We start from the raw sequence: 22,343 nt of genomic DNA, 5'->3' as shown, positions 1-22,343 counted from the left end.
TTTCACCCCGCCGCGATCTGGCGCGCGATGACGAGGCGCTGCACGTCGGAGGTGCCTTCGTAGATCTGGCAGACGCGGACATCGCGGTAGATGCGCTCCACCTCGTAGTCGGCGACATAGCCATAGCCGCCGTGGATCTGGATCGCGTCGGTGCAGACCTGCTCCGCCATCTCGGAGGCGAAGAGCTTCACCATCGAAGCCTCCGACAGGCAGGGCTCGCCGCGCTGCTTCAGGTCGGCGGCGTGGAACAGCATCTGGGTCGCGACCTCGATCCGGGTCTTCATGTCCGCCAGCCGGAAACCGACGGCCTGATGTTCGACGATGCTCTTGCCGAAAGCGGTGCGTTCGCGCGCGTAGGCCACCGCCTTCTCGTAGGCGGCGCGGGCCATGCCGATGGACTGACCGGCAATGCCGATCCGGCCCGTTTCCAGGTTCGCCAGGGCGATGCGATAGCCTTGGCCTTCTTCCCCCACCAGATTCTCCAGCGGGATCTCGCAATCCTCGAAGGCGATCTGACAGGTGTCGGAGCACCTCTGGCCAAGCTTCTGTTCCTTCGATGCCACCCGGTAGCCGGGCGTGTCGGTCGGCACCAGAAAGGCCGAGATGCCTCTCGACCCCTTCTCCGGATCAGTCACCGCGAAGACCAGTGCCACGCCGCCGATGGCGCCGGAGGTAATGAACTGCTTCACGCCATTCAGTACCCAGCGATCCCCCTTCCGTACCGCACGCGTGCGCAGGTTGGAGGCGTCGGAACCGGCCTGCGGCTCCGTCAGGCAGAAGGCACCGATGATCTCCCCGGTGGCCTGGGGGCGCAACCAGCGCTCCCGCTGGCTGTCGTTGCCGTAGCGCATCAGCGCGGCGCAGCAGGGCGAATTGTTGACGCTCATGACCGTGGAGACCGCGCCGTCCGCCGCCGCCACCTCCATCAGCGCCAGCACATAGGACGTCATGTCGGCCCCGGCACCGCCCCATTGCTCCGGCACCGTCATGCCCATCAGCCCAAGTCCCCCCATCTGGCGCAGCAGGTCCAGCGGCGGTTCACCCGTGCGGTCCCGTTCCATGGCGCCAGGGGCAAGCTCCCCTTGCGCGAAGGCGCGGGCCGCGTCGCGGATCATGGTCTGGTCTTCGGTCAACTGCATGGGATCATGCCTCCCGCAATGCCTGCGCTGCGGCACTGCCTGCCGCACGTCCGAAGACCGCACCGGACATCAGGCCGGTCCCGCCCGGATAGTTGTGATAGAAGATGCCGCCGACCAGTTCCCCCGCCGCATAGAGCCCGGGAATGGGCCGCTGGTCGGTATCGACCACCTGCGCCTCGTCCGTGACCCGCAGTCCGCCGAAGGTGAAGGTGATGCCGCAGGTCACCGCATAGGCCTCGAAGGGGCCTTCATCCAGGGTGTTGGCCCAGTTGCTCTTGGGCAGTGACAGGCCGTTGGTGCCGCGTCCGTCCTTCACGTTCGGATTGAAGGCCACGTCGGTCTGCACGGCGGCATTGTAGGCCGCGACCTCCGCCAGGAACCCCTCCGGATCAACGCCTTCCATCTGCGCCACCAGAGCTTCCAGCGTATCGGCCTTCGCCTTCGTCACCTGGCGGATGTGGTATTCGCCGCGCAGCAGGTGCGCGACCTTGGCATCGAAGACCTGCCAGGCAAACTGCCCCGGCTGCGCCAGCACTTCCCGGCCATAGCGGGCATAGGTGTAGTTGCGGAAATCCGCGCCCTCATCGACGAACCGGCGGCCATGGGCATTGACCATGATGCCGAAGGGATAGGAATGCTTCTGGAACTGGTCGCCCACGTCGAGGTCGCCGAACTCCGGCGCGTTGCGCTCCCAGCCCACGGCATGACAGCCGGACCAGTTGCCATAGGGGGCGGCACCGATATCCAGCGCCATGCGGATGCCGTCGCCGGTGTTGAAGCGGCTGCCGCGCACCTTGGCCAGTTCCCAGCCGGGACCGAGGTAGCGTGTGCGCCATTCGGGATTGGCCTCGAAGCCACCCGCCGCGACCACCACGGCGCGGGCCGGCATGTCTTCCGGCGCCCCCCCCTGGCGGCGTACACGGACGCCGGTGACCGCGACACCGTCGAACATCAGTTCGGTCGCCCGGGTCTCGTAGTGGACCTCGATACCCTGCGCCTCGGCGATGGCGGTCAGGGAATCGACCAGACCGGGGCCGCCGCCCCAGGCTTCGACCGTCAGACCACCCCAGAACTTGAACAGGCCATCGACCTTGAACGCCTGACGGCCATAGATCGGCACGAAGCGGACGCCCTTCTCCCGCATCCAGACCATCGTGTCCCGCGAACGGCGCACCAGCATCTCGCAGAGCTGCGGATCTGTGCGGTACTGGGTGACACGGAACATGTCGTCGAAGAACTGGTCCTCGGTATAGGTGCCGAAGTCCGTCGTGGCGATCTCCTCCTCCGACAGGTCGGGCATGACGGCCTGCAGATCGTTCAGCCCGTCGTAGGCGAAGCGGATCGCACCGGCGGTGAAGCGGCTGTTGCCCCCCGACTCCTCGCGCGGCGCGCGTTCCAGCACCGCAATGCGCTTCGCCCCGTTCTCCGCCGCGGCCAGAGCCGCGCAGAACGCGGCATTGCCCGCGCCCACGACAATCACGTCATGCATCAATTCAGTCTCCAGATCGGTCGGAATATTTCGCCTCTACCGTGCGAGATAGCGCGAAACCGCTTCCTCGTTCCAGTCGATACCGGCACCAGGCCGGTCCGGCGGCAGCGCATAGCCGTCCACGACCTCCAGCGGTTCCCGGATGACGGGGGCGGCCCAGTCGACGAATTCCAGCCAGTGCGCGGTCGGGGTGGTGGCCAGCATGTGGACACTGAACTCCGGGAACAGATGGCTGGAGATCGGCACCTCGGCAGCGGCACAGAGTTCCGCGGCCCGCAGCCAGTTGGTGACCCCACCGATCTTGGCCACGTCCGGCATCAGCAGATCGCCGGCGCCATCCCGGATCAGGCGCGCAATATCCATCGGGCTGCGCGCGTTCTCGCCGAGCTGGATCGGGGTGCTCGACCACTGGCGCAGGTCGGCGTAGCCGCCCACATCCTCCGCCGTCAGCGGTTCCTCGATCCATTCCAGCCCCATGTCGTCGATGGCCGCGAAACGCATCTTCGCCTGCGCACGGTTGAGCGACTGGTTGTAGTCGCACATGACCGGCATGCCCTCCGGCACCGCCTCCATCACCGCCGCCACCGTCATGACATCCGTTTCGATGTCCTCATAGCCCAGACGCACCTTCACCGCGCCGAAGCCCTCCGCCAGCTCTGCTGCTTCCGGTCCGGCCTTCTCCGGCCCGATCAGGCCGAGCCCGTTGGAATTGTAGGCCGCAACGGGCTGCGACGCGCCGCCCAGCACCCGATAGAGCGGTTCCTCCAGCCAGCGGGCGTGGGCATCCCAGACGGCCATGTCGATCCCCGCGACCACCCATCCGAGCAGGCCATCGACACCGGCGAGGCGAAGGCGACGGCACATGGTCTGGTGCACCGTGCGCGGACGCAGATCGACACCGGTCAGGTCATTGCCAAGCTGCTGCACCATGGAAACAAGTCCCGCCGACAGCATGGGGGAGACGGCGAAGATGTAGCTTCGCCCGACAACGCCCTTGTCCGTTTCCAGGTCGATGAGCACCAGTGGCGCTGTCGTGACCGATCCGCCGCCTGTCACGAGCGGGCGATTCATGGGGACATTGACCGCGCGGGCGCGGATGCTTTCGATGCGCATGGTTTTCACTCCTCCACCAGACGATCAGACTACGCCCCTTTCCCCCGCAATACGAGGTACACCGATGTTGTTGCTTGAACCCCGCCGCGACGATTTCGAGGCCGTGGCGCGTGACTTTCTCTCCCGCATGCCCGCATCCGCCACACTCGGTCTCGTACTGAGGGCCTTCGGTCCCGGTACCAGCGAGATCGAGATGCCGGTCGCGGCGGCACTCACCTTTGACGGGGCACATGTGCAGGGCGGTCTGGTCGGTGCCTTGCTGGATATCGCCGGAGGTGCCGCCGCCCTGACCCTGACCCCGGAAGAGCAAACGATCCGGACACTTGGATTCGAGACCCATCACCTCGGTCCCGCAGGTGGTGAAAGGCTTGTGGCCCGGGGAACGGTCATCAAGCCGGGACGCAACCAGGCCCTGAGCCGGGTGGATATTCACGCTGTCGATGGCAAGCGAGAGAGCCTGTGCGCGACCGGACTGGTCACCTCGTGCTGGGTGTCCCTGCCTGCCTGATTGCCGCAACGGCAGCTTCTCACTTGCGGCGGACGGCGTCTGTCACGAAGATGCCATCAACTCCGGGGAGGGAGCGATGATCAAATCCGTACTGACATTCCGGCGCCGCAAGGGCATGCCGGTCGATGAATTCCAGGACTACTGGCTGAATGAGCACCCGAAGGCGGTGCTGAAGCTGGATGGCCTGCAACGCTATACCCAGAATCATCCGTTGCCGCAGGGCTATGCGAAACGTGATCTGCCCGTGGACGGCATCGCGGAGACCTGGTGGCCGGATACCGAGACCATGAAGCGCAACATCACCAGCGCCGTCTGGCCGGAGCTGATCGCGGATGAGGAGAAATTCGTCGACCGTTCCACCATGAGCCTGCTGCTGGTGGAGGAACACGTGATGAAGGACGAACCGGTGGCCAGCGACGGCTTCAAGATCATCGAGATCCTGCACCGGCTGAAGCGTCTGTCGGTCGATCGGTTTCAGGATCACTGGCGGAATACTCACGGACCGCTGGGCGCGAGCATTCCCAACGTGCGCCGCTACATCCAGAACCACGCCAGGCTGAGCGCCTACATGGGCGGACGCGAACCGGATTGCGACGGCTTCGCCATGGTCTGGTTCAATTCCATGGCCGACATGCGCACATCACCTGAAAGCGCCGCCTACAAGGAGACCATCGCCGACGAGCCGAACTTCATCGATGGTGACCGGCTCGACTTCGTGATCACCAAGGAACATGTGATCCTCTAGCCTGGATTGGCCTCTCGGGCGTGGGGGCGGGGAGGTGCCGAAACATCTCCGCCGTCTCCCCATAACTCACGCCGTACCCGGACTAGATCCGGGTACCCCGCAGTGCCGCACGGACTGCGGAGACTGGGCTCTCGGGTCAAGCCCGAGAGCGACGTGGTGCTGGGCGGAGACGAACAAGACACCCGCGCCACCACCAACACGGACGTCGCCACCGGACTTGATCCGGTGGCCCAGCAGTGCCGCACGAACGGCGGAGACTGGGCTCTCGGGTCAAGCCCGAGAGCGACGTGGTGGTTAGGAACTGCCGAAACATCTCCGCCATCTCCCCCATAACTCACGCCGTACCGGGACTTGATCCGGGTACCCAGCGGTGCCGCGCGAACGGCGGAGACTGGACACCCGGGTCAGGCCCGGGTGAGGCGTGAAGTGGGGTGGAGGAGACCGGACGCCCCTTTCAGGCCGCCGCGTTCTCCCCGTGCAGTGCCGCGAGCGCCCGGTCGAGAGCATCGCCTTCAGGGTCACTGAGGGCCGCGTCGAGCAGGGTGCGGAAGGCCCTGGCGGGCGGGCGGGCAGCCTTGCAGGCAGGCACCGCATCCATCAGCAGGTGAAAGTTGCGAATGCCGCGCCGATGGGTGTCGGAGTAGCCGCGCACGACCTTGCCCGCGACCGCGATCTCCCGCGCCAGATCATAGTCGGCCTCCAGCGCATCGCTGATCACGGCGAGCCAGCGGTCGATGCGTTCCTGTTCCTCCGCGAAGCGCAATGTCCTGGGCCGCCAGCCCTTCAGCCGCGACAGCAGCCACATGGGCAGAAAGCCCCTGATGCGGGTCGTGGAGACGTGCATGCCGACGTTCAGCCGGTATCGTACCCCGGCCCGATCCGCCAGCCCGATGGCCCAGCGCCCGAGGGCGGGGGGCAGCAGCGACGCCACCTCGTCCACGCCCGGCTTCAGGAACTCCGTGATCATCACGGGCTCATCGGCGGCGGCCTTCACCTCCGCCCGGACCCGCGCCACCCGTTCGGGGCGGATCTTCAGGTCGGCGACACGGATCAGATCCTCGAACGCCATCCAGACCGCCAGCCGCCGCGTGACTTCCCGGCTGACGGCAAAGGACCGCGACGTGCCGCCGCGCACAGCATCCGCCTTCACCATCGGCTCCAGCCGGTCGAGATAGAAACGCGCGTAGCCGACACCCTGATAGTCGATCAGCCGCCGCGCCCCCTCCCGCGCCAGTTCCTGCAGCATCCCTGGCAGGTTGCGGTTGATGCGGTCTGTCAGGGTCCGGTCGCCCAGCCCGTCATCGTCCGAGACCGCCGTCGTGTCCTTCTTCCCGGCAGGGCGCTCCCCCTGCGCCATCCGGAACCCGAGATCGAAGCCCGCGAGATTGGCTTCCACCGCAATGCCGCCGGAGCGGATCGCATCCTCGAACGCCTCCCGCGGCAACGGCAGCACGTTGGCACCGGCCATGGCACCGAACAGCACGGCATTGATCACGGTGTTCGCGCGCTCCGCCTCTGCCTGCATGTCGAACAGCACCTGCCGCGCCGCCATCTGCTCCGCCGCGCGGCGGACGCGTTCCGCATCGTAGCGCCCGTCCGCCATGGCGGACTTCTCTGCGATGGCATAGATGCGGTGGGTCGAGGCGATCAGCGTAGTGCGGTCGGGCGTGACAAAGCCATTCTCCAGCGCCCGCCCGGCCTCCAGCAATTCGGAGGCAACCATGACATCGACATTGCCGGGACTGGCGGTCAGTCCCATCACCGGCTGCCGGTCGTCACCTTCGGGGCGCTCCATGATCTCGATGTAATAGGTCGTGGCGCCGGTGCGCTGGGCGACACCGGGAATGGAGGTCTGCTGCACCCAATGCCCCGCGCCACCGGCGGCATCCACCAGCCAGCCCGCGAGCACGCCGCCGCCTTCTCCCCCCAGTGCCGCGATCAGGACCGTCGTCGTCCGGCTCTCGCTCACGCGGCATTCTCCTGCCGGGTCGCGTCGGAACTGCGGGAAAGACGACTGATCACCCGATCCCTCAGTCCCTGCCGCCAGCGGTCGAGGCGCCCCGGATTGCGCACGATGTCAGCCTTGAAGAACGACGGGCAGAGCACGGCAGCATGACTGACCTCACCACAGAGACCGCAGCCAACGCAGTCATTGTTCACATGCGCCACCGGATCATCCCGCAGCGGATCACTGGTCGGCTTCACGGAAAGGGAGGGACAGCCGGAGAGACGGATGCAGCTGTGGTCGCCCGTGCAGACATCCTCATCGACGCCGAAGCGGGTGCGGACGACACGGTTCCCGGCCTTCACCTTCGCGCTGACCTCCGGCCTGATCCGGCGCTGGCGGGCAAGCTGGCATTCACCATCGGCGATGATCACCTTCAGCCCGCCGCGTTTCGTCGTCATGGCGTCGCGCAGGGTGCCGATGACCTTCGAGACCGAATAGGTACGCACGTGCCGGATCCATTTGACCCCTACCCCGCGCAGTGCACGTTCGATGTCCTGGCCGTCGGGCTGGAACGCACCACTGCGGATACCGCCCCCCTTCACCGACGACGGGATCGCCTGGTGGCCGGTGGCGGAGGTATAGCCGTTGTTCATGATCACCAGCACGCCGTCATCATCATTGAAGACGGCATTGGCGACACCGCTGGTCAGGCCATTGTGCCAGAAGCCGCCGTCGCCCATGACGGAGACGACCCGCCGGTCCATGTTCGGCCCGATGCCGGTGGAACTCGCCAGACCAAGCCCGTAGCCCAGCACCGTATTGCCGATGTTGAACGGCGGCAGCGTGGAGAAGGTGTGGCAGCCGATATCCGCCGAAACATGAAACTTGCCCACCTTCTGCTCCGCCAGCTTCATGGCGGAGAAGACGGGCCGTTCGGGACACCCGGTGCAGAACCCCGGCGGGCGGGTCGGGATCGGTTCCCCCAGCAGGCGCACGGCCTTTGCCTTCGCATCGACGATCTGCTGGTAGCGCTGAAGCACCGGGGCGAGATCGACACCCTTCGGTACCGCCCCCTCGACGAAGCGGGCCACGCCGTGCAGCACCGCCTCCCCCGTATATTCCCCGGCCGTCGGCAACAGGCCCTTGCCCATCACACGGGTCTGGACGTCCGACTTTCGCAGGATCGCGTTCACCGCCTCTTCCAGGTAGGCTGGCTGCCCCTCCTCCACCATCAGCACCGCGCGCTTCGAGGCGCAGAAGGCCGTGACCTCGCTGGGCACCAGCGGATAGGTGACATTCAGGCAGTAGATCGGGATGGCGCTTTCCCCGAAGGCGTCGGCCAGTCCGACCTGCTGCAGCGCACGGATGACGGCGTTGTACATGCCGCCCTGACAGACGATGCCGACGTCATCCGCCGAACCGTGAAACACCTCGTTCATGTCATGGTCGCGAATGAAGTTCACCGCGGCGGGCCATCGGCGCTCGATCTTGTCCTTCTCCTGCACATAGGTGGCGGGTGGCAGACAGATGCGTCCGTAATCGAAGCTGGGGTCGGCAATCCGGTTCTGGCCGGAGAAGGTGCCACGCCGGTTGTCCTTCGTGGCGAACCGACCGTGCACATGGCAGGCGCGGATGCGCAGTTCCAGCATCACCGGGGTACTCGACGCCTCGGAGAGTTCGAAACCCTGCTCCACCATCTTCACGATCGACGGCAGGTTGGGGCGCGGGTCGACCAGCCAGATCTGCGATTTCATGGCAAAGGCATGGCTGCGCTCCTGAATGATGGAGGAGCCTTCACCATAGTCCTCCCCGATCACGATCATCGCACCGCCGGTCACCCCGGCAGAGGCAAGGTTGGAGAGCGCGTCGGAGGCGACATTGGTGCCGACCGTGGACTTCCATGTGGCCGCCCCGCGCACCGGGTAATTGACGGAGGCCCCCAGCATCGCCGCGGCACCGGCCTCGGAGGCGCAGGTCTCCACGTGAACGCCAAGCTCATGCATGATCGGGCGGGCATCGTTCAGCACATCCATCAGATGGCTGACAGGCGCGCCCTGATAGCCGCCGACATAGGAAACGCCGGACTGCAGCAGCGCCTTGGTGACGGCCAGAATACCCTCGCCCTCGAAGGTATCACCGTCGCCAAGCCGCAGAAGCTCGACTTCCTTCTTGAAACTGCGTTCAGCCATGTCGCCCCCCGGAACCGGTTCAGGGCCGAACTATAGCGCGTCGCGCCCCGGTTCAGCGACCGTTGATCAACTGGTCCATGGGGCCGAGCTTGTTGACCGAAATCATGTTGCGCACCTTCTGGACGTAGACCTCGCCTTCCTCGGAATACTTGTCCAGGTAGGCAGCGAGATCACGCCCCGTGACCGGCTTGCCGGCGGCGGTGGCTTTCTCGCGCGCCTTGCGCAGGCGCGCGTAGGGACCGGCGGAATTGAGGTTCGTCATGTACCCACGGACAGAGGCAAGCAGGCTGCGATAGCTCCTGACCGAATGGGTCTTGCCCTCCTCCCGGTCCTTCGGAACGATCCCGGCGCCTTCCTTCCAGGTCCACTGGCCGAACAGGGCGTTGCCCTGGAGCGCGAAACGCGAACGGCCCCAGCCGCTTTCCAGCGCCCCCTGCGCCAGTGCCAGCGACGGCGGCACCAGATCGACGCGCCGCATCAGCTCGTCCCAGTCAACCGTCCCGGTCTTGCTGTCGATGGCGTTGTAGCGTTCGGCCATGCCGTTCAGCCAGACCCGGTCGCGCCGCGACATGTCCGGATGATCCCGCAGGGCGATCAGCCGGTCACGGGCCGCGGCGATCTCGCCGTTCACCTGCATCACCAGGGGCAGCAGGGCACGGAAGAACAGGCTCTTGCGCGCTTCGCTCGGCATCTCTCTCGTCCAGTCGCCCGGCAGGGTGACCAGCACGAACGCGGGTGGCGGATCGCCTGCCCGCACGCTCTCCAGCGTGTAGCCGACCGATTCATAACGTGACGAGAGACCGGATACAGTTCGCGGCCGGATCAGCTTGGGCTGGGACAGGATCAGGGGGCGCGACGTTGCCTTGAGCGGCGCCCGCAACTGCGCTGACGGCTGCATGTTCATGACCAGCGCCGCCATGCCGAGTACCGGCAGCACAACCGCCAGAATGACCAGCAGATGCAGCAGAACCGGCGGGGTGGTCCGCGTCTTCTCCGTCATGATGCGGGCTGGGTCAGTCGTGCGGTCGATACGCCTTCGATCCAGGCGTCGTCGAAATCCCGAAACCGGTTGGCGACAATGATATCGCGCAGCATCTCCACATACTCCTCACCCGTCTCGGCGTAGCGGGTCAGGCCCCCGGCCAGGGTCCAGCCATCCACAGGCTCACCCGCCGCACGCAATGCCGCGCGCCTTGCCCGCAGCTCCTCATAGGCAGGATGCCTGTTGATGTTGCGCATGTACATCTGAACCGACTGAAGCAGACTGCGGAACGCCCTGACCTCGAAGTTCTCGCCCTCGGCGCGTGCATGCGGCACGATTCCGGCTCCCTCCGACCAGGTGCGCTGGCCATAGAGGGCATTGCCGCGCACAGCGAAGCGCGACCGTCCCCAGCCGGACTCGGTGACGGCCTGGGCCAGTGCCAGGGAGGGCGGCACGATATCGACACGCATGCGCAGGGCGGCGATCTGCGCCGCCGGTTCCCCAGCCTCGACACGGTAGTCCGCAACCAGTTCCGCCAGCCAGGCGCGGTGTTCCCGCGTCAGCGGCAACCGCTGTTCGATCAGCCGATGCTCCAGCTCCAGCACCCGCTCCCGCTTGGCCAGCAGGCGGGTATTGGACTCCAGCACCAGTGGCAGCACCAGACGGATGAAGGTCTGTTTCATCGTGGCGACGTCATTGATCTGCCGCAGGGTTTCCGGCAGTTCGGACACGAACACCGCAGGCACGGGCGCATCGCCGCGCCGCACAGCCGCGAGGTCATAGTCCAGCTTCCGCAGTTCCCAGTTCGAGGCCGCAGCAAAACGGGCTGCAGCCGCTCCATCAACCGTTGAACTCAGATCCTGGGGCGAAGCCATCGCTTCCTGCCCGGCCATACTCAACAGAAAACCAGCACAAGCAACGACAGCGGCCGCCCGAAAGCGTCCGACACGTTTCATTGCACACTCTTCCTCTCAACCTTCCGACCGCTCATACCGCAGGTCGGGTCCCGTTCATCGCCTGGCCCTGTGCCGCCGGACAATCCATGTCCGGCAGTTCCCCCCTTCAGACCGCGCGAACCTCATTCACTTCCGGCACGTAATGCCGCAACAGATTTTCGATGCCATGCTTCAGCGTCATCACCGAACTCGGACAACCAGCGCAAGCACCTTGCATGGCCAAATACACGATTCCCTCGTCAAAGCCATGGAATACGATGTCACCACCATCCTGAGCGACAGCAGGCCGCACGCGGGTATCCAGCAGTTCGACAATCTGTTTCACGATCTCGCCGTCGGCACCGTTGGCTTCAGCATGACCGCCGGAATCGCCGATCACCGCGCCTTCGCTCATCACCGGCAGACCGGCAGTGAAGTGCTCCATGATCGTGCCGAGGATCGATGGCTTGATGTGGTGCCACTCGACATCCTCCCGCTTGCTGACGGAAACGAAGTCCTGTCCCAGGTAGATGCCGGTCACGCCATGGACCGCGAACAGACGCTCCGCCAGCGGCGACACCTTGGCATCTTCCGGCTTGCGGAAATCCGCAACACCCTCTTTCATCACATCAACGCCGGGAATGAACTTCAGCGTCTGCGGGTTGGGTGTCGGTTCGGTCTGGATGAACATGGGTTCCTCCGGGTTGTCAGTGCGATCAGGTTGCCTGAACCGTTCAAGCGCTTATGTGGCGCAGAGCGCCCCGCAATCAAGCCGGGACAATGAGTACTCAGTCAGAGGCCGTCCCATGAGCGAGGCGAACATGCCACAAAGCCGCGAAGAGGCAAGCGTGAATATCATCACGACAGGCTGGCGCGCAGACGCGACGGCCCGGTGGCTGCTGGATGATCTGCATCGCCCGAATGCGGAACTCGATTTCCTCACCGACCTCTGCGCCCGGCTCAACACGGAAGGCATGGACCTGCAGCGCGCGTTCTGCGGGCTGCTGTCACTGCACCCGCTCTATGTCTCCCGCAACCTGATCTGGCGACCGGATCGGGAGGCGGAGGTGGTGCTGCGCGGTCATGATGCCATGCAGTCGGAGTATTACCTGAAGAGCCCGATCCATCTGATCCATCAGGGGTCACCGCAGGTGCGCCAGCGGCTCGACCTGGATGATGACCTGCTGGAGTTCGACATCTGGCGGGAACTGAAGGCAGAGGGCGCGACCGACTACATCGCCCTGCCCATGCGGTTCTCCACCGGGGAGGTCAATGTCATCTCCTTCGCCACCCGGCGTCCCGGCGGCTACGACGCGGCTCAGATCGAACGTCTGAAGGAACTGGCACCGCTGATGTCGCTGCGTTTCGAGCTGATGAATGCCTACTTCGCCACCGGCAGCCTGCTGGGCACCTATCTGGGTGAGGCCGCGGCGCGGCGTGTGCTGGCCGGCACCATCCATCGCGCCGAGGGCGAGGCCCTGCGTGCCGCGATCTACCTGTGTGACCTGCGGGGCTTCACCCGCCTGTCGGACAGGCTGGAGGGGCCGGAGATCATCGAGATCCTGGACGATTACTTCGACTGCATGATCGAACCGGTGAAGGCGATGGGCGGCGAGGTGCTGAAGTTCATGGGCGACGGCATGCTGGCGATCTTCCCGATGGATGACCGCACGGCCTGGCTGGCCAGCCATTCCGCGCTTGCTGCCGCGGTGGAGGGGGTCGCCAACCTCGCCGATCTGAACAGGAACCGGAAGTTCGAGGGCAAACCGGAACTGAAGGTCGGTATCGGGCTGAACGTCGGTGACGTGATCTTCGGCAACATCGGGTCAGCCGATCGCCTCGACTTCACGGTGATCGGTCGCGCGGTCAACGAAGTCAGCCGCGTGGAGACCCTGACCCGCCCCCTGAACCGCCCGATCCTGATGACGGAAGCCTTCGCGAAGCTGGCGTCGCAGGGCACGAAGCTGGAGTCGCTCGGGTTTCACGTGCTGCCCGGTGTCTCGCAGCCGTCGGAAATATTCAGCCCCGCGTAGCCGATACCGTTCCGGAGTCCTGCCTGGCCTCGAAGGCCTGGAACCCGTCCTCGAACGCCGGAATGATCTCGACGATCCGGAAGTAGGGGACGGTGAAGAGGGGCGTGTCCCGAAGCCGCTCGACAGCTAAATAGTAGGCTTCCGGTGAGGCCGCCTGGAGCATTGCCACGTCGCTGACCCGGCCGCTGAAGGCCTCCGCATCGAAATAGCGCAGCCGCACCGTGTCGTCTGGAAAGGCCGTCGCGAACGCTGCCTCCGCGATTCCGGACCTTTCGGCGCGTGGCAGCGCCAGCCAGGCCGGGGTGGTCATCAGCAGGACGAATGCGGTGAATGTCATCAGTGAGATCCTTCGGTTGCTGTGCCAACACAATTGTGAGCAATTGCTCACTTCAGCAACTCGCATTCGGAGGTCGTCGCCGGAGAGATGGTTCACAGCCCGAGAAAGCAGCCCTCCCAGGCCCGTGCGCAGGTCACCCAGGCCGCGATCGTGGAGGCTGCGGCTCGCATTCTGGAATCGGACGGGCAGTCCGGCCTGACCACAAATCACATTGCGCAGCGCGCGGGCGTCAGCATTGGGTCGCTGTACCAGTACTTCCCGAACCGGGACGCGATCCTTGCCGCCCTGATCCGGCGGGAACGGGAAGTGCTGGCCCACGCCGTCAGCGCCGTGCGGTCGGAGGCCGATCCCGACCGGGCATTTGCCCGCCTGATCGACACGGCGCTGGCGCACCAGTTCGCCCGACCACGGCTGGCCCTGGCACTGGAACATGTCGAACAGGCGCTGGGACTTGAAGCGGAAGCGGTAGCGCTCGCCGACCGGCTGTCAGCGGACACCCTGGCCGTGCTGCGCAAACGCAGGCCGCAGACCACACCGTGCGAGGCTCAGGATGCCGTTGCCATCTGCAAGGGCCTGATCAATGCCGCCGCACTGGCGGGTGAAACCGATGTTGAAGATATCGGCGAACGGGTATTTCGGGCGGTCAACGGATACCTCGACCGCCCGTGACCCCCATTTCAGCCATGTCCGTCGCGTTTCACGCAGGCGGATCGCAGGGCACCGTATCCATCTTCGCGGGCACGGACACCTCGAGAATCTGGAAGTCGTCGGAGGTCTCCAGCTCGTTGTGCTTCATGCCGCCGGGAATGAAGATCGACTCGCCCGCGCTGACGCGAATCGTCTCGCCGGTTTCGAATTCCAGATCGACCCAGCCGCTGGTGCAATAGACGTACTGCGCCTCGCAGACGTGATAGTGCCAGCCGGTGGATTCCTTCATCCCCTCCCGCGCCGTGGTCAGCTGCGCGCGCATCAGGCCACCTGTCGCATCGGTGACGCCCATGTCCTTGTATGTGAAGAAGGCGCGGCGGCCCGACGCGTCGGGCAGTTCCGACGGCACCGCGTGAACCATCTTTCCGAGCTTCGGTGCGTTTGACTGGTCGTTCATGGCTGTATCCTCCCCCGGACACTTGGTGATTGTTGTTTCAGCCCGCATTCTACACCGGTCGCATGCAGAAGTCAGGAGATTGCCGTGACGGAAGGACACTATCCCAGAGACCTCGCCGGTTACGGAAGGCGGCTGCCCGACCCGCAATGGCCCGGCGGCGCAAGCATCGCAGTGACATTCGCCGTGAACTACGAGGCGGGCGGAGAACTGTCGGTGCTGCACGGCGACGACACGTCGGAAGGGATGCTGAACGATATCGGCTTCCCCGCGGTCATCGGTGCGCGATCGATGCTGGCGGAAGCGGCCTTCGAATATGGCAGTCGGCGCGGCATCTGGCGCCTGCTGGACGCCTTCGAGAGCCGGGGCCTGCAGGCCAGCATCCTGGCCGTCGTCAGCGGCCTGAAACACAATCCGGAGTTCGTCGCGGCCATTGCCGAAGGCGGGCACGAACTGGTCAGCCATGGCTGGCGCTGGATCGACTACCAGCATGTCGATGCAGCGACGGAGCGACAGCACATCGCCGACGCGGTCGCCGAGATCACCCGGCTGACAGGCTCCCCCCCGGTCGGCTGGATGACAGGTCGCCCCTCCCCGGACACCCGCCGGTTGCTGATCGGGCATGGCGGTTTTCTCTATGACCGCGACAGCCTGAACGACGAACTGCCGTACTGGCTGCACGAACACGGGCACGATCATCTGGTCGTCCCCTATTCCTACGAGACCAACGACAACCGCTTCAACGAGAACAGCGGCTTCAGTACGGCCGACGACTTCTTCCATTACATGCGGGATGCCTTCGATGTGCTCCGGGCGGAAGGGCGCGCCGGACAACCGCGCATGATGTCCATCGGGCTGCATGACCGGCTGATCGGCAGGCCTGGCCGGATCGGGGGCCTGACACGCTTCCTGGATCACATACAGTCCTTCGACGATGTCTGGGTCTGCACAGGGCAGCAGATCGCGGAGCACTGGCGGACAACGCATCCGCCCAGAGGCTGAACATTCACCAATCGCAACCAGGGAGAAACCGATGACGGCACCAGCAGGCAAGGAACTGGCAGGCGGATGCGCCTGCGGCAGCATCCGCTATCAGTCGGGCGGCAAGGTCTTCTACATGGGCAACTGTCATTGCCGCGACTGCCAGCGAGCCACGGGAAGTGCCTATTTTCCGGCGCTGGTGATCGCGGAGGATGACTTCGTGCTGCTTCAGGGCGCGCCGAAATGGCATGAGGTCACCGCCGACAAGGGCCACGCCATGCACCGCGCATTCTGCCCCGACTGCGGCTCGCCCCTGTTCCTGAAGAACGGGGCATCGCCGAAGACCCGCGCCCTCTATGCCGGCAGTCTGGACGATCCGGGTGTGTATGCGCCTTCAAGGAACATCTATGTCGGCAGCGCCCACGCCTGGGATGTCATGGATCCGGACCTGCCGAGCGACGAGAAGATGCCGGACTGGTAAGGCCGCACGCCCCGATCGCGGATCAGATGCCGAACAGGTCGTTCAGGTTCAGCACCTTGTGGATCGCGATGGTACGGTCAGCGGCGATGTCGAACCTGGTCGACGGATTGAACTGTTCCACCGTCGTGCCCGAACTGTCCCGTTTCACCAGCCGCTTGCAATAGGCCTCCACCTGGTCGTCCTCACCATGGACCTGGATGACGACATCGTCGCCCGTACGTACCGGACGACGGCCGGAGACATAGATCAGTTCCCCGTCCTCGAACCGCGGCGACATGGAATCCCCGACGATGTAGAGCGCATAGATGTCCACCGCCGTGGCGATGCCCGGCGGGCGGCGCACCCGGTCGATGGGGGAAGAGGTATCAAGCTGGAACGCGCCCTTCAGGCTTCCCGCTGCTGTCCCCATGACCGGAACATCCAGCGGCATCTCGCTGCGCGCCGGAGGCATCGGCACATCCTCGCCACTGACGATCGGGGCGGCAGCGGCGGGCACGCCAGGCACGTCCGGCGGTGACTGAACAGGGCCACGCCCGGTTGCCAGCCATTCGAAGGAGCAATCCAGAACCCGCGCCAGCTTCTCCATCGTGTCCCGACGCGGATTGCGCGATCGGCCACGACGAATGTTGCGGATGATCTCGGGCCGACCGGCAGCCAGCATCGAGGCCCGGTAGTCCGTCAGGCCCTTGTCGCGCAGTCTCCGGTCGATACGTTCCAGAAGTTCGTTGTTCTGCATACCGGATGAATACACATCATCCAAGGCCAAAACAAGTTAAAATTACCGAATTTTCTACTCACGCAGATACTTTACCGAATGGTTTTCTGGACATGAGACAACCTGCCAACGGGAACCACCATTCCTGCAGAGTGCACGCCCGCCCGCTTCAGCCTCTTATCGCAGGCGGAATTCTGGTCCAATCTGTTGCCTGTCTGTTAGACCTTTGTCATTCCGTCCGTTGACGGAACAGCACTGGCCCGCGACCGGACAGTGGAACGCTCTACGCCTTTGAGGGGGACGAAACCGCATGAAGATCTGTATCTATGGCGCAGGCGCGATCGGGGGCTATGTCGGGGCGATGCTGTCGCGTGCAGGTGCGGATGTAAGCCTGATCGCCCGGGGGCCGCATCTGGCGGCGATCCGCGAGAACGGCCTGCGGCTGAAATCGGCGGAGGATGATTTCACCGTCCACCCACGGGCAACCGATGATCCGTCCGAGCTGGGGCCACAGGACTATGTGCTCCTGACGCTGAAGGCCCATGGCGTGCGTGCCGTCGCGGATGCCATGCAGCCGCTGCTCGGCCCTGACACGGCCGTCGTCACGGCACAGAACGGCATGCCCTGGTGGTACTTTCACGGGCTGGAGGGCAAGTATGCCGGGCAACGGCTGGTAAGTGCCGATCCGGGCAATGAGCTCTGGGACAAGATCGGGCCGGAGCGGGTGATCGGCTCCGTCGTCTGGCAGGCGGCGGAGGTTCCCGAGCCCGGCGTTGTCCAGCTCGGCTACGGGGAGCGCCTGTCCCTGGGGGAACCGGACGGATCGAAGTCCGACCGCATCCAGGCCCTGTCATCCGCCCTGGTCAATGCCGGCGTGAAGGCCCCGATCCGCCCCAACATCCGCAACGAGATCTGGGTCAAGCTGTGGGGCAATCTCAGTTTCAACCCGGTTTCGGCCCTGACGGGCGCCACCCTGGTGGACATGGCACAGGATGCCGGTGTCGGATCGGTGATCCACACGATGATGACAGAGGCCAAAGCTGTCGGCGAAGCACTGGACGTGCGTTTCCCGATGACGGTGGAGAAGCGTATCACCTCAGCCGAGAAGGTCGGCGCGCACAAGACATCGATGCTGCAGGACCTGGAAGGCGGGCGCACGATGGAGATCGAGCCGATCATCGGCACCGTGTCGGAACTGGGCCGCATCACCGGCATTCCGACACCGATCATCGATACGGTCTATCATCTGACCGTATTGCGGGCGAAGCAGGCAGGCTGCTACACGGCCTGACGGACGTTTGGGGGAGAGCGACATGAGCGACTGGCAACAGATGAGCGACGAAGAGGTCGAGCGCCACTTCAATCCACGTGTGGCCTCGCCGGATGCCGCGAAGCATCTGGAGCACTTCATTTCCGAGTCCGCAGCCGCACGCAACCGCCAGGACATGCGCCGCAACATCTCCTACGGCCCGCATCCGCGCGAAGTCTACGACATCTTTCCCGGACCCGTCGGCAGCCCCATGCATGTCTTCATCCATGGCGGATACTGGCGTGCCCTTTCCAAGGACGAGCACAGTTTCGTGGCGGAACCCTTCGCCGGTGCCGGGGCGACGGTGGTGCTGATCAACTACCCGCTCTGTCCGGAGGTCACGCTGGACGGCCTGGTGGATTCGGTCATGCGCGGCATTGCCCATGCCGCACAGCATGCCGCCGACTACGGCGCATCGACCGACGGCATCCATCTGAGCGGCCATTCCGCCGGCGCGCACCTCAGTGCAGTTGCCGTTGCGCACGACTGGACCACACATGGACTGCCCGCGGATCTGATCCGTTCCGCCGTCCTGCTTTCCGGCATCTTCGACCCCCGTGCCGCCATGCGTACCTCCATCAATGCGGAGATCGGCCTGACAGCGGACGTTGCGGCGCGCAACAACATCCTGACCGAAGCTTTCAGCCCCCGGCCCGGCATCGATCTGCTCGTGGCGGCAGGCGGTGACGAACCGGACGGATGGATCGACCAGTCCAACAGCTATGCCAGACTGCATGGCGTGGCGCGGGAGGTGATGCTGGTGCCGGGAACCAACCATTTCACCCTGATGGAGGCTGTCGCGGCCCCGAAGTCCGTGCTGACCCGGACAATGCTCTCCATGATGGGCCTCTGACCCTGATCCAGCCCGGGCAGGATCACCGTCTGCAACAGCCCGCTATCATTCGCGGTGCGATCTGCTAAGCTGCTGCTGCGGTCTGGAATACGTGGACCAGACTGCTGAATGGCCTCCTGACTGCGGCAGCAACACCCGGTCACGGATGGCAACCATTTCCTCGAATATTCCGCCTCGATACCGGCACGGTCACGGGTGCACGCCTTCATGCGTGCCCGTTGCCTGACCTGCCGTTCCTGCCGTGCGTCGGCAAGATGGCACATGGTTCACCAGAGAGGGATTCCCGCATGTCCGCATTGGCGGCAAGACACACTCACTTCATGGCCCTGCTTGGCGCACTGCTGCTTTGTGTGGCCGGTCTGTCCGCCAGCGCGGCAGAAACCGTGATTCCGGACAATGCCCACACGGTCGGCTCCCGTTCCGGCTGGAACTGCGATACCGGGTTCCGCCGGTCGCGCGATGCCTGCGTCAAGATGAACGTGCCCGACAACGCCTTCGAGACCGACAAGACCTACGGGCGGGGCTGGGACTGCATGCGCGGGTTCAAGGAGGTCAGCGGGCAGTGTGAACCCATCGACATGCCGACCGGTGCCATTCTGAACAGCTCCGGCGATCGCTGGACCTGCGGACGCAGGTTCCTGCAGACCCGGAACGGATGCGAGCCCATCACCGTGCCCCGCAACGCCTACCTTGTGGGCTCCTCCTACGGCACCCCATGGCGCTGCGATCGCGGCTACCTCCAGAACGGAGACCGGTGCGAACCCATCGTCATTCCGGCCAACGGCTTTCTCAGCGCTCAGGGCACGGAATGGGAGTGCGCGCGCGGTTTCCGCCCGAGCGACACGGCATGTAAAGCCATCCAGGTGCCCCGGAACGGGTATCTGTCCGGCGTCAGCTATGGCTCGGGATGGCTCTGCGACAGGGGCTTCAGGGCCACGGATACTGCCTGCGAGGCCATCGTCGTACCGGCCAACGGCTATCTCGACGACTCGGCCTATGGCAAGGGCTGGAAATGTGAGCACGGTTTCAGTATCAAGGGTGACGGTTGTGTCCGGATCGCCCTGCCCGACAATGCGCATCTCGACTATTCCGGCAACGACTGGAACTGTGATCAACCTTATCGCCGCCGTAACGGTGCCTGTCAGCGCTGACACCGCAGCATCCGGGCTACGCATCTCGGTTTTGAAATCTACCACAAAGTATGCAACTGTACCTCGACGTAACAACGTGGTGAGCCAACTCACCCACAGGCAGCCGTCGATGGGGGCCTGCGCGACAGGGGGTATTTCCGATGCGTTCGGGCATGCGGGACGAAATTGCACGACTTAAGCGGGAACGTATTCTGGAAGAGGCAAGACAGCTCTTCTTCGAACAGGGTTACCAGGGCACCACACTGGATCAGGTCGCCCGTCGCCTTGAAGTGACAAAGCCCTTCATCTATTCGCACTTCGAGAACAAGGCGGCTCTGCTTGGTGACATTGCGGAGCGCGGCACGCGGCTTTCGCTGAAGGCCATTGCCGATGCCCACGACCGCAAGGGCGATCCGGCCGAACGGCTGGGCCAGGCCATTCGCGAGTTCTGTCACGTGGTCATGGCCCATCAGGCCAACATCGCGGTCTACTTCCGGGAGGACAAGTACATCCCGGCTGCGGCAAGCAGGCGGATCGACGAGATGCGGGCCGAGTTCGACAAGAAGCTGGCAGCCCTGCTGCAGGAAGGTCTGGAACAGGGCATCTTCAAGGTCGACGACGTCCGCCTGGCCACCCTCGCGGTCGGGGGAATGATCTCGTGGATGTTTACCTGGTACCGCACGGGCGGGCGGCTCAGCGATGAACACATCGCGGACCAGATGATCGAACTCGTCATGCGGACAGTGGGTTACAACTCACCGAAGGACGCAGGACAGCTGACAGACGCGGCAGTCTAGACTGCCGGACGTCACACCCCGGGGAGGAAACGACATGACGGTGCCAGCCTATGACTGGATTGCCCATCACGCCGGCTATCAGCCCGATGCCCGCGCCATCATCGACCTGCATTCGTCGCGGCAGTTCAGCTATCGCGAGATGGATCAGCGGGTTGATCGCTGTGCGCTGTTCCTGGCCAATGAATGCGGTGTCGGACGCGGCGACCGGGTGGCGATGCTGGCGCACAATTCCTCCGACCACTATGAGGTCGAGTTTGCCTGTCGGCGTATCGGCGCAATCTTCCTGCCGCTGAACTGGCGGCTCGCCGTGCCGGAGCTGGAATTCATCGTAGGCGACGCCGACCCGCGTGCGCTGATCGTCGGCGAGGAATTCATGGACGCCGGTCAGGCAATTGCCCGGACCTGTGGCACACCTCACCTGATCGGCTGCGCTGACGGCGCGGACAGTGCCTACGAACAGGGACTGGCCCGGTCCAACGGAAAATGCCCCATCGCCGACCTGACCCACGATGACACCTGGGCGCTGGTCTATACCTCCGGCACCACGGGCCGGCCGAAGGGCGCGCGCGTGACCCACGGACAGGCGTTCTACAATGCGGTGAATTCCGCCATGAAGTGCGAACTGACCCGGCATTCCGTCAATCTTGCCTTCCTGCCGATCTTCCACATCGGCGGCCTGCAGCTCTTCGCCAACGGCATCTTCCACATCGGCGGCGCCAACATCGTCATGCGGACCTTCGACCCGCTGCAGTTCCTGAACCTGCTGTCCGACGCAGATCTGGCGATCAGCCATGGTTTCGGTGTCCCGACGAACTTCCTGTTTGCCAGCCAGTTGCCGGAGTTCAGGACCGCGGACCTCTCCCGCCTCGTCACCATTGGCGTCGGTGGTGCCGCCTGCCCCCGCTCCCTGCTGGAGACCTATGCCGAACGCGGGATCATGCTGCAGAACGGCTGGGGCATGACCGAGACCTGCACCCTTGGCACGCTGCTGTCGAAGGACCGCGCGCTCGACAAGATCGGCTCCGCCGGACAGGCGGCCATGCATACATCCATCCGCATCGTCGACCCCGACGGGCAGGATGTCGCGACCGGGGAAACGGGCGAACTCTGGATCAAGGGGCCGACCATCACGCCCGGATACTGGAACCGGCCCGACGCCAACCGCGACTCCTTCACCGACGGCTGGTTCCATACCGGCGACGCGGCATGCATGGATGACGAGGGGTTCGTCACCATCGTCGACCGCTACAAGGACATGTTCATCTCGGGCGGGGAGAACGTCTACCCGGCGGAGGTGGAGAACGTGCTCTACCAGCTCGACGGCATTGCCGAGACCGCCGTCATCGGTGTCCCCGACGAACGCTGGGGGGAAGTCGGACGGGCCTTCGTGGTCAAGAAGTCCGGCTCCAACCTCACCGAGGAAGCGATCACGACGCATTGCCAGGACAACCTGGCCCGCTTCAAGGTGCCGAAGTCCGTACGATTCATGGACGAACTGCCCCACAATGCGACCGGCAAGGTGACAAAGCACGAACTGCCGCGCGACTGATTTCCGGA

Annotated in this window: 22 protein-coding genes; 11 read left to right on the top strand and 11 right to left on the bottom strand. The window is 64.7% G+C overall.

Going from position 1 to position 22,343, the window contains the following annotated elements:
• Positions 1–2: 2 nt before the first annotated feature.
• From QGV54_RS04615 to QGV54_RS04605, 3 genes are read right to left on the bottom strand one after another with little or no spacing between them, the layout of a single operon-like run.
• Positions 3–1,139, bottom strand: coding sequence for an acyl-CoA dehydrogenase family protein (locus QGV54_RS04615; RefSeq protein ID WP_281018019.1), 1,137 nt, complete (start codon positions 1,137–1,139; stop codon positions 3–5).
• 4 nt (positions 1,140–1,143) lie between these two features.
• Positions 1,144–2,628, bottom strand: a complete 1,485-nt coding sequence (tcuA, locus tag QGV54_RS04610) for an FAD-dependent tricarballylate dehydrogenase TcuA (protein WP_281018020.1) — start codon at positions 2,626–2,628, stop codon at positions 1,144–1,146.
• 36 nt (positions 2,629–2,664) lie between these two features.
• Positions 2,665–3,741 (bottom strand): enolase C-terminal domain-like protein, encoded by a 1,077-nt coding sequence (locus QGV54_RS04605; protein ID WP_281018021.1) that lies wholly within the window; start codon positions 3,739–3,741, stop codon positions 2,665–2,667.
• Between the two features lie 64 nt (positions 3,742–3,805).
• On the opposite strand from QGV54_RS04605, the gene QGV54_RS04600 reads away from it, so the two are divergent.
• Together QGV54_RS04600 and QGV54_RS04595 are read left to right on the top strand one after the other, a co-directional pair.
• Positions 3,806–4,249 carry a PaaI family thioesterase gene (locus QGV54_RS04600; protein ID WP_281018022.1) on the top strand — a complete coding sequence of 148 codons (444 nt, stop codon included), beginning with the start codon at positions 3,806–3,808 and terminating at the stop codon, positions 4,247–4,249.
• A 76-nt stretch (positions 4,250–4,325) separates the two neighbouring features.
• The gene (locus QGV54_RS04595) at positions 4,326–4,994 is read left to right on the top strand and encodes an EthD domain-containing protein (protein WP_281018023.1); all 669 of its coding nucleotides are present in this window, start codon (positions 4,326–4,328) and stop codon (positions 4,992–4,994) included.
• A 454-nt stretch (positions 4,995–5,448) separates the two neighbouring features.
• On the opposite strand, the gene QGV54_RS04590 is transcribed toward QGV54_RS04595, so the two are convergent.
• The 5 genes from QGV54_RS04590 to QGV54_RS04570 all read right to left on the bottom strand — a co-directional run bounded on the left by QGV54_RS04590 (position 5,449) and on the right by QGV54_RS04570 (position 11,739).
• The gene (locus tag QGV54_RS04590; protein ID WP_281018024.1) at positions 5,449–6,963 is read right to left on the bottom strand and encodes an indolepyruvate oxidoreductase subunit beta family protein; all 1,515 of its coding nucleotides are present in this window, start codon (positions 6,961–6,963) and stop codon (positions 5,449–5,451) included.
• Positions 6,960–9,131, bottom strand: coding sequence for an indolepyruvate ferredoxin oxidoreductase subunit alpha (locus tag QGV54_RS04585; RefSeq protein ID WP_281020070.1), 2,172 nt, complete (start codon positions 9,129–9,131; stop codon positions 6,960–6,962). Before QGV54_RS04585 ends, QGV54_RS04590 begins: the two co-directional genes overlap by 4 nt.
• A 52-nt stretch (positions 9,132–9,183) precedes the next feature.
• The gene (locus tag QGV54_RS04580; RefSeq protein WP_281018026.1) at positions 9,184–10,131 is read right to left on the bottom strand and encodes a glucosaminidase domain-containing protein; all 948 of its coding nucleotides are present in this window, start codon (positions 10,129–10,131) and stop codon (positions 9,184–9,186) included.
• Entirely contained in the window at positions 10,128–10,988 is an 861-nt protein-coding gene (locus tag QGV54_RS04575; RefSeq protein ID WP_281018027.1) for a glucosaminidase domain-containing protein, read from the bottom strand. The genes QGV54_RS04580 and QGV54_RS04575 overlap by 4 nt, the downstream gene beginning before the upstream one ends.
• 187 nt (positions 10,989–11,175) lie before the next feature.
• Positions 11,176–11,739 (bottom strand): NifU family protein, encoded by a 564-nt coding sequence (locus tag QGV54_RS04570; RefSeq protein ID WP_281018028.1) that lies wholly within the window; start codon positions 11,737–11,739, stop codon positions 11,176–11,178.
• A 115-nt stretch (positions 11,740–11,854) separates the two neighbouring features.
• Here QGV54_RS04570 and QGV54_RS04565 point away from each other — a divergent pair, with 115 nt between their 5' ends.
• Entirely contained in the window at positions 11,855–13,081 is a 1,227-nt protein-coding gene (locus QGV54_RS04565) for an adenylate/guanylate cyclase domain-containing protein (protein ID WP_281018029.1), read from the top strand.
• Here QGV54_RS04565 and QGV54_RS04560 read toward each other — a convergent pair.
• Positions 13,068–13,418 carry a darcynin family protein gene (locus QGV54_RS04560; protein WP_281018030.1) on the bottom strand — a complete coding sequence of 117 codons (351 nt, stop codon included), beginning with the start codon at positions 13,416–13,418 and terminating at the stop codon, positions 13,068–13,070. The two genes, QGV54_RS04565 and QGV54_RS04560, sit on opposite strands and share 14 nt — an antisense overlap.
• Positions 13,419–13,505: 87 nt before the next feature.
• Here QGV54_RS04560 and QGV54_RS04555 point away from each other — a divergent pair, with 87 nt between their 5' ends.
• Positions 13,506–14,087, top strand: coding sequence for a TetR/AcrR family transcriptional regulator (locus QGV54_RS04555; RefSeq protein WP_281018031.1), 582 nt, complete (start codon positions 13,506–13,508; stop codon positions 14,085–14,087).
• Positions 14,088–14,115: 28 nt separating this feature from the next.
• Here the strand turns inward: QGV54_RS04555 and QGV54_RS04550 are convergent, their stop codons facing one another.
• On the bottom strand, positions 14,116–14,523 hold the full coding sequence (locus QGV54_RS04550) for a cupin domain-containing protein (protein ID WP_281018032.1): 408 nt from the start codon (positions 14,521–14,523) through the stop codon (positions 14,116–14,118).
• 84 nt (positions 14,524–14,607) lie between these two features.
• On the opposite strand from QGV54_RS04550, the gene QGV54_RS04545 reads away from it, so the two are divergent.
• Positions 14,608–15,522, top strand: coding sequence for a polysaccharide deacetylase family protein (locus QGV54_RS04545; protein ID WP_281018033.1), 915 nt, complete (start codon positions 14,608–14,610; stop codon positions 15,520–15,522).
• A gap of 31 nt (positions 15,523–15,553) precedes the next feature.
• Entirely contained in the window at positions 15,554–15,982 is a 429-nt protein-coding gene (locus QGV54_RS04540) for a GFA family protein (protein ID WP_281018034.1), read from the top strand.
• A 22-nt stretch (positions 15,983–16,004) separates the two neighbouring features.
• Here the strand turns inward: QGV54_RS04540 and QGV54_RS04535 are convergent, their stop codons facing one another.
• Positions 16,005–16,718 carry a S24 family peptidase gene (locus tag QGV54_RS04535; RefSeq protein ID WP_281018035.1) on the bottom strand — a complete coding sequence of 238 codons (714 nt, stop codon included), beginning with the start codon at positions 16,716–16,718 and terminating at the stop codon, positions 16,005–16,007.
• 289 nt (positions 16,719–17,007) lie between these two features.
• Between QGV54_RS04535 and QGV54_RS04530 the strand changes: the two genes are divergently transcribed.
• From QGV54_RS04530 to QGV54_RS04510, 5 genes are all read left to right on the top strand, one after another.
• A complete protein-coding gene (locus QGV54_RS04530) occupies positions 17,008–17,988 on the top strand; it encodes a 2-dehydropantoate 2-reductase (RefSeq protein ID WP_281018036.1) in 981 nt (326 codons plus the stop codon).
• Positions 17,989–18,010: 22 nt separating this feature from the next.
• A complete protein-coding gene (locus QGV54_RS04525; protein ID WP_281018037.1) occupies positions 18,011–18,859 on the top strand; it encodes an alpha/beta hydrolase in 849 nt (282 codons plus the stop codon).
• A 287-nt stretch (positions 18,860–19,146) separates the two neighbouring features.
• Positions 19,147–20,010, top strand: a complete 864-nt coding sequence (locus QGV54_RS04520; RefSeq protein ID WP_281018038.1) for a hypothetical protein — start codon at positions 19,147–19,149, stop codon at positions 20,008–20,010.
• A 152-nt stretch (positions 20,011–20,162) separates the two neighbouring features.
• On the top strand, positions 20,163–20,786 hold the full coding sequence (locus tag QGV54_RS04515) for a TetR/AcrR family transcriptional regulator (RefSeq protein ID WP_281018039.1): 624 nt from the start codon (positions 20,163–20,165) through the stop codon (positions 20,784–20,786).
• 34 nt (positions 20,787–20,820) lie between these two features.
• Complete coding sequence (locus QGV54_RS04510; protein WP_281018040.1) at positions 20,821–22,335, top strand: long-chain fatty acid--CoA ligase; 1,515 nt, start codon at positions 20,821–20,823, stop codon at positions 22,333–22,335.
• Positions 22,336–22,343 lie beyond the last annotated feature (8 nt).

Origin of the sequence: Minwuia sp. IMCC3060 (assembly GCF_029909435.1) — a bacterium.
In the GTDB taxonomy this organism is placed as follows: domain Bacteria; phylum Pseudomonadota; class Alphaproteobacteria; order Minwuiales; family Minwuiaceae; genus Minwuia.
This window is presented reverse-complemented; position numbering and strand designations above follow the sequence as displayed.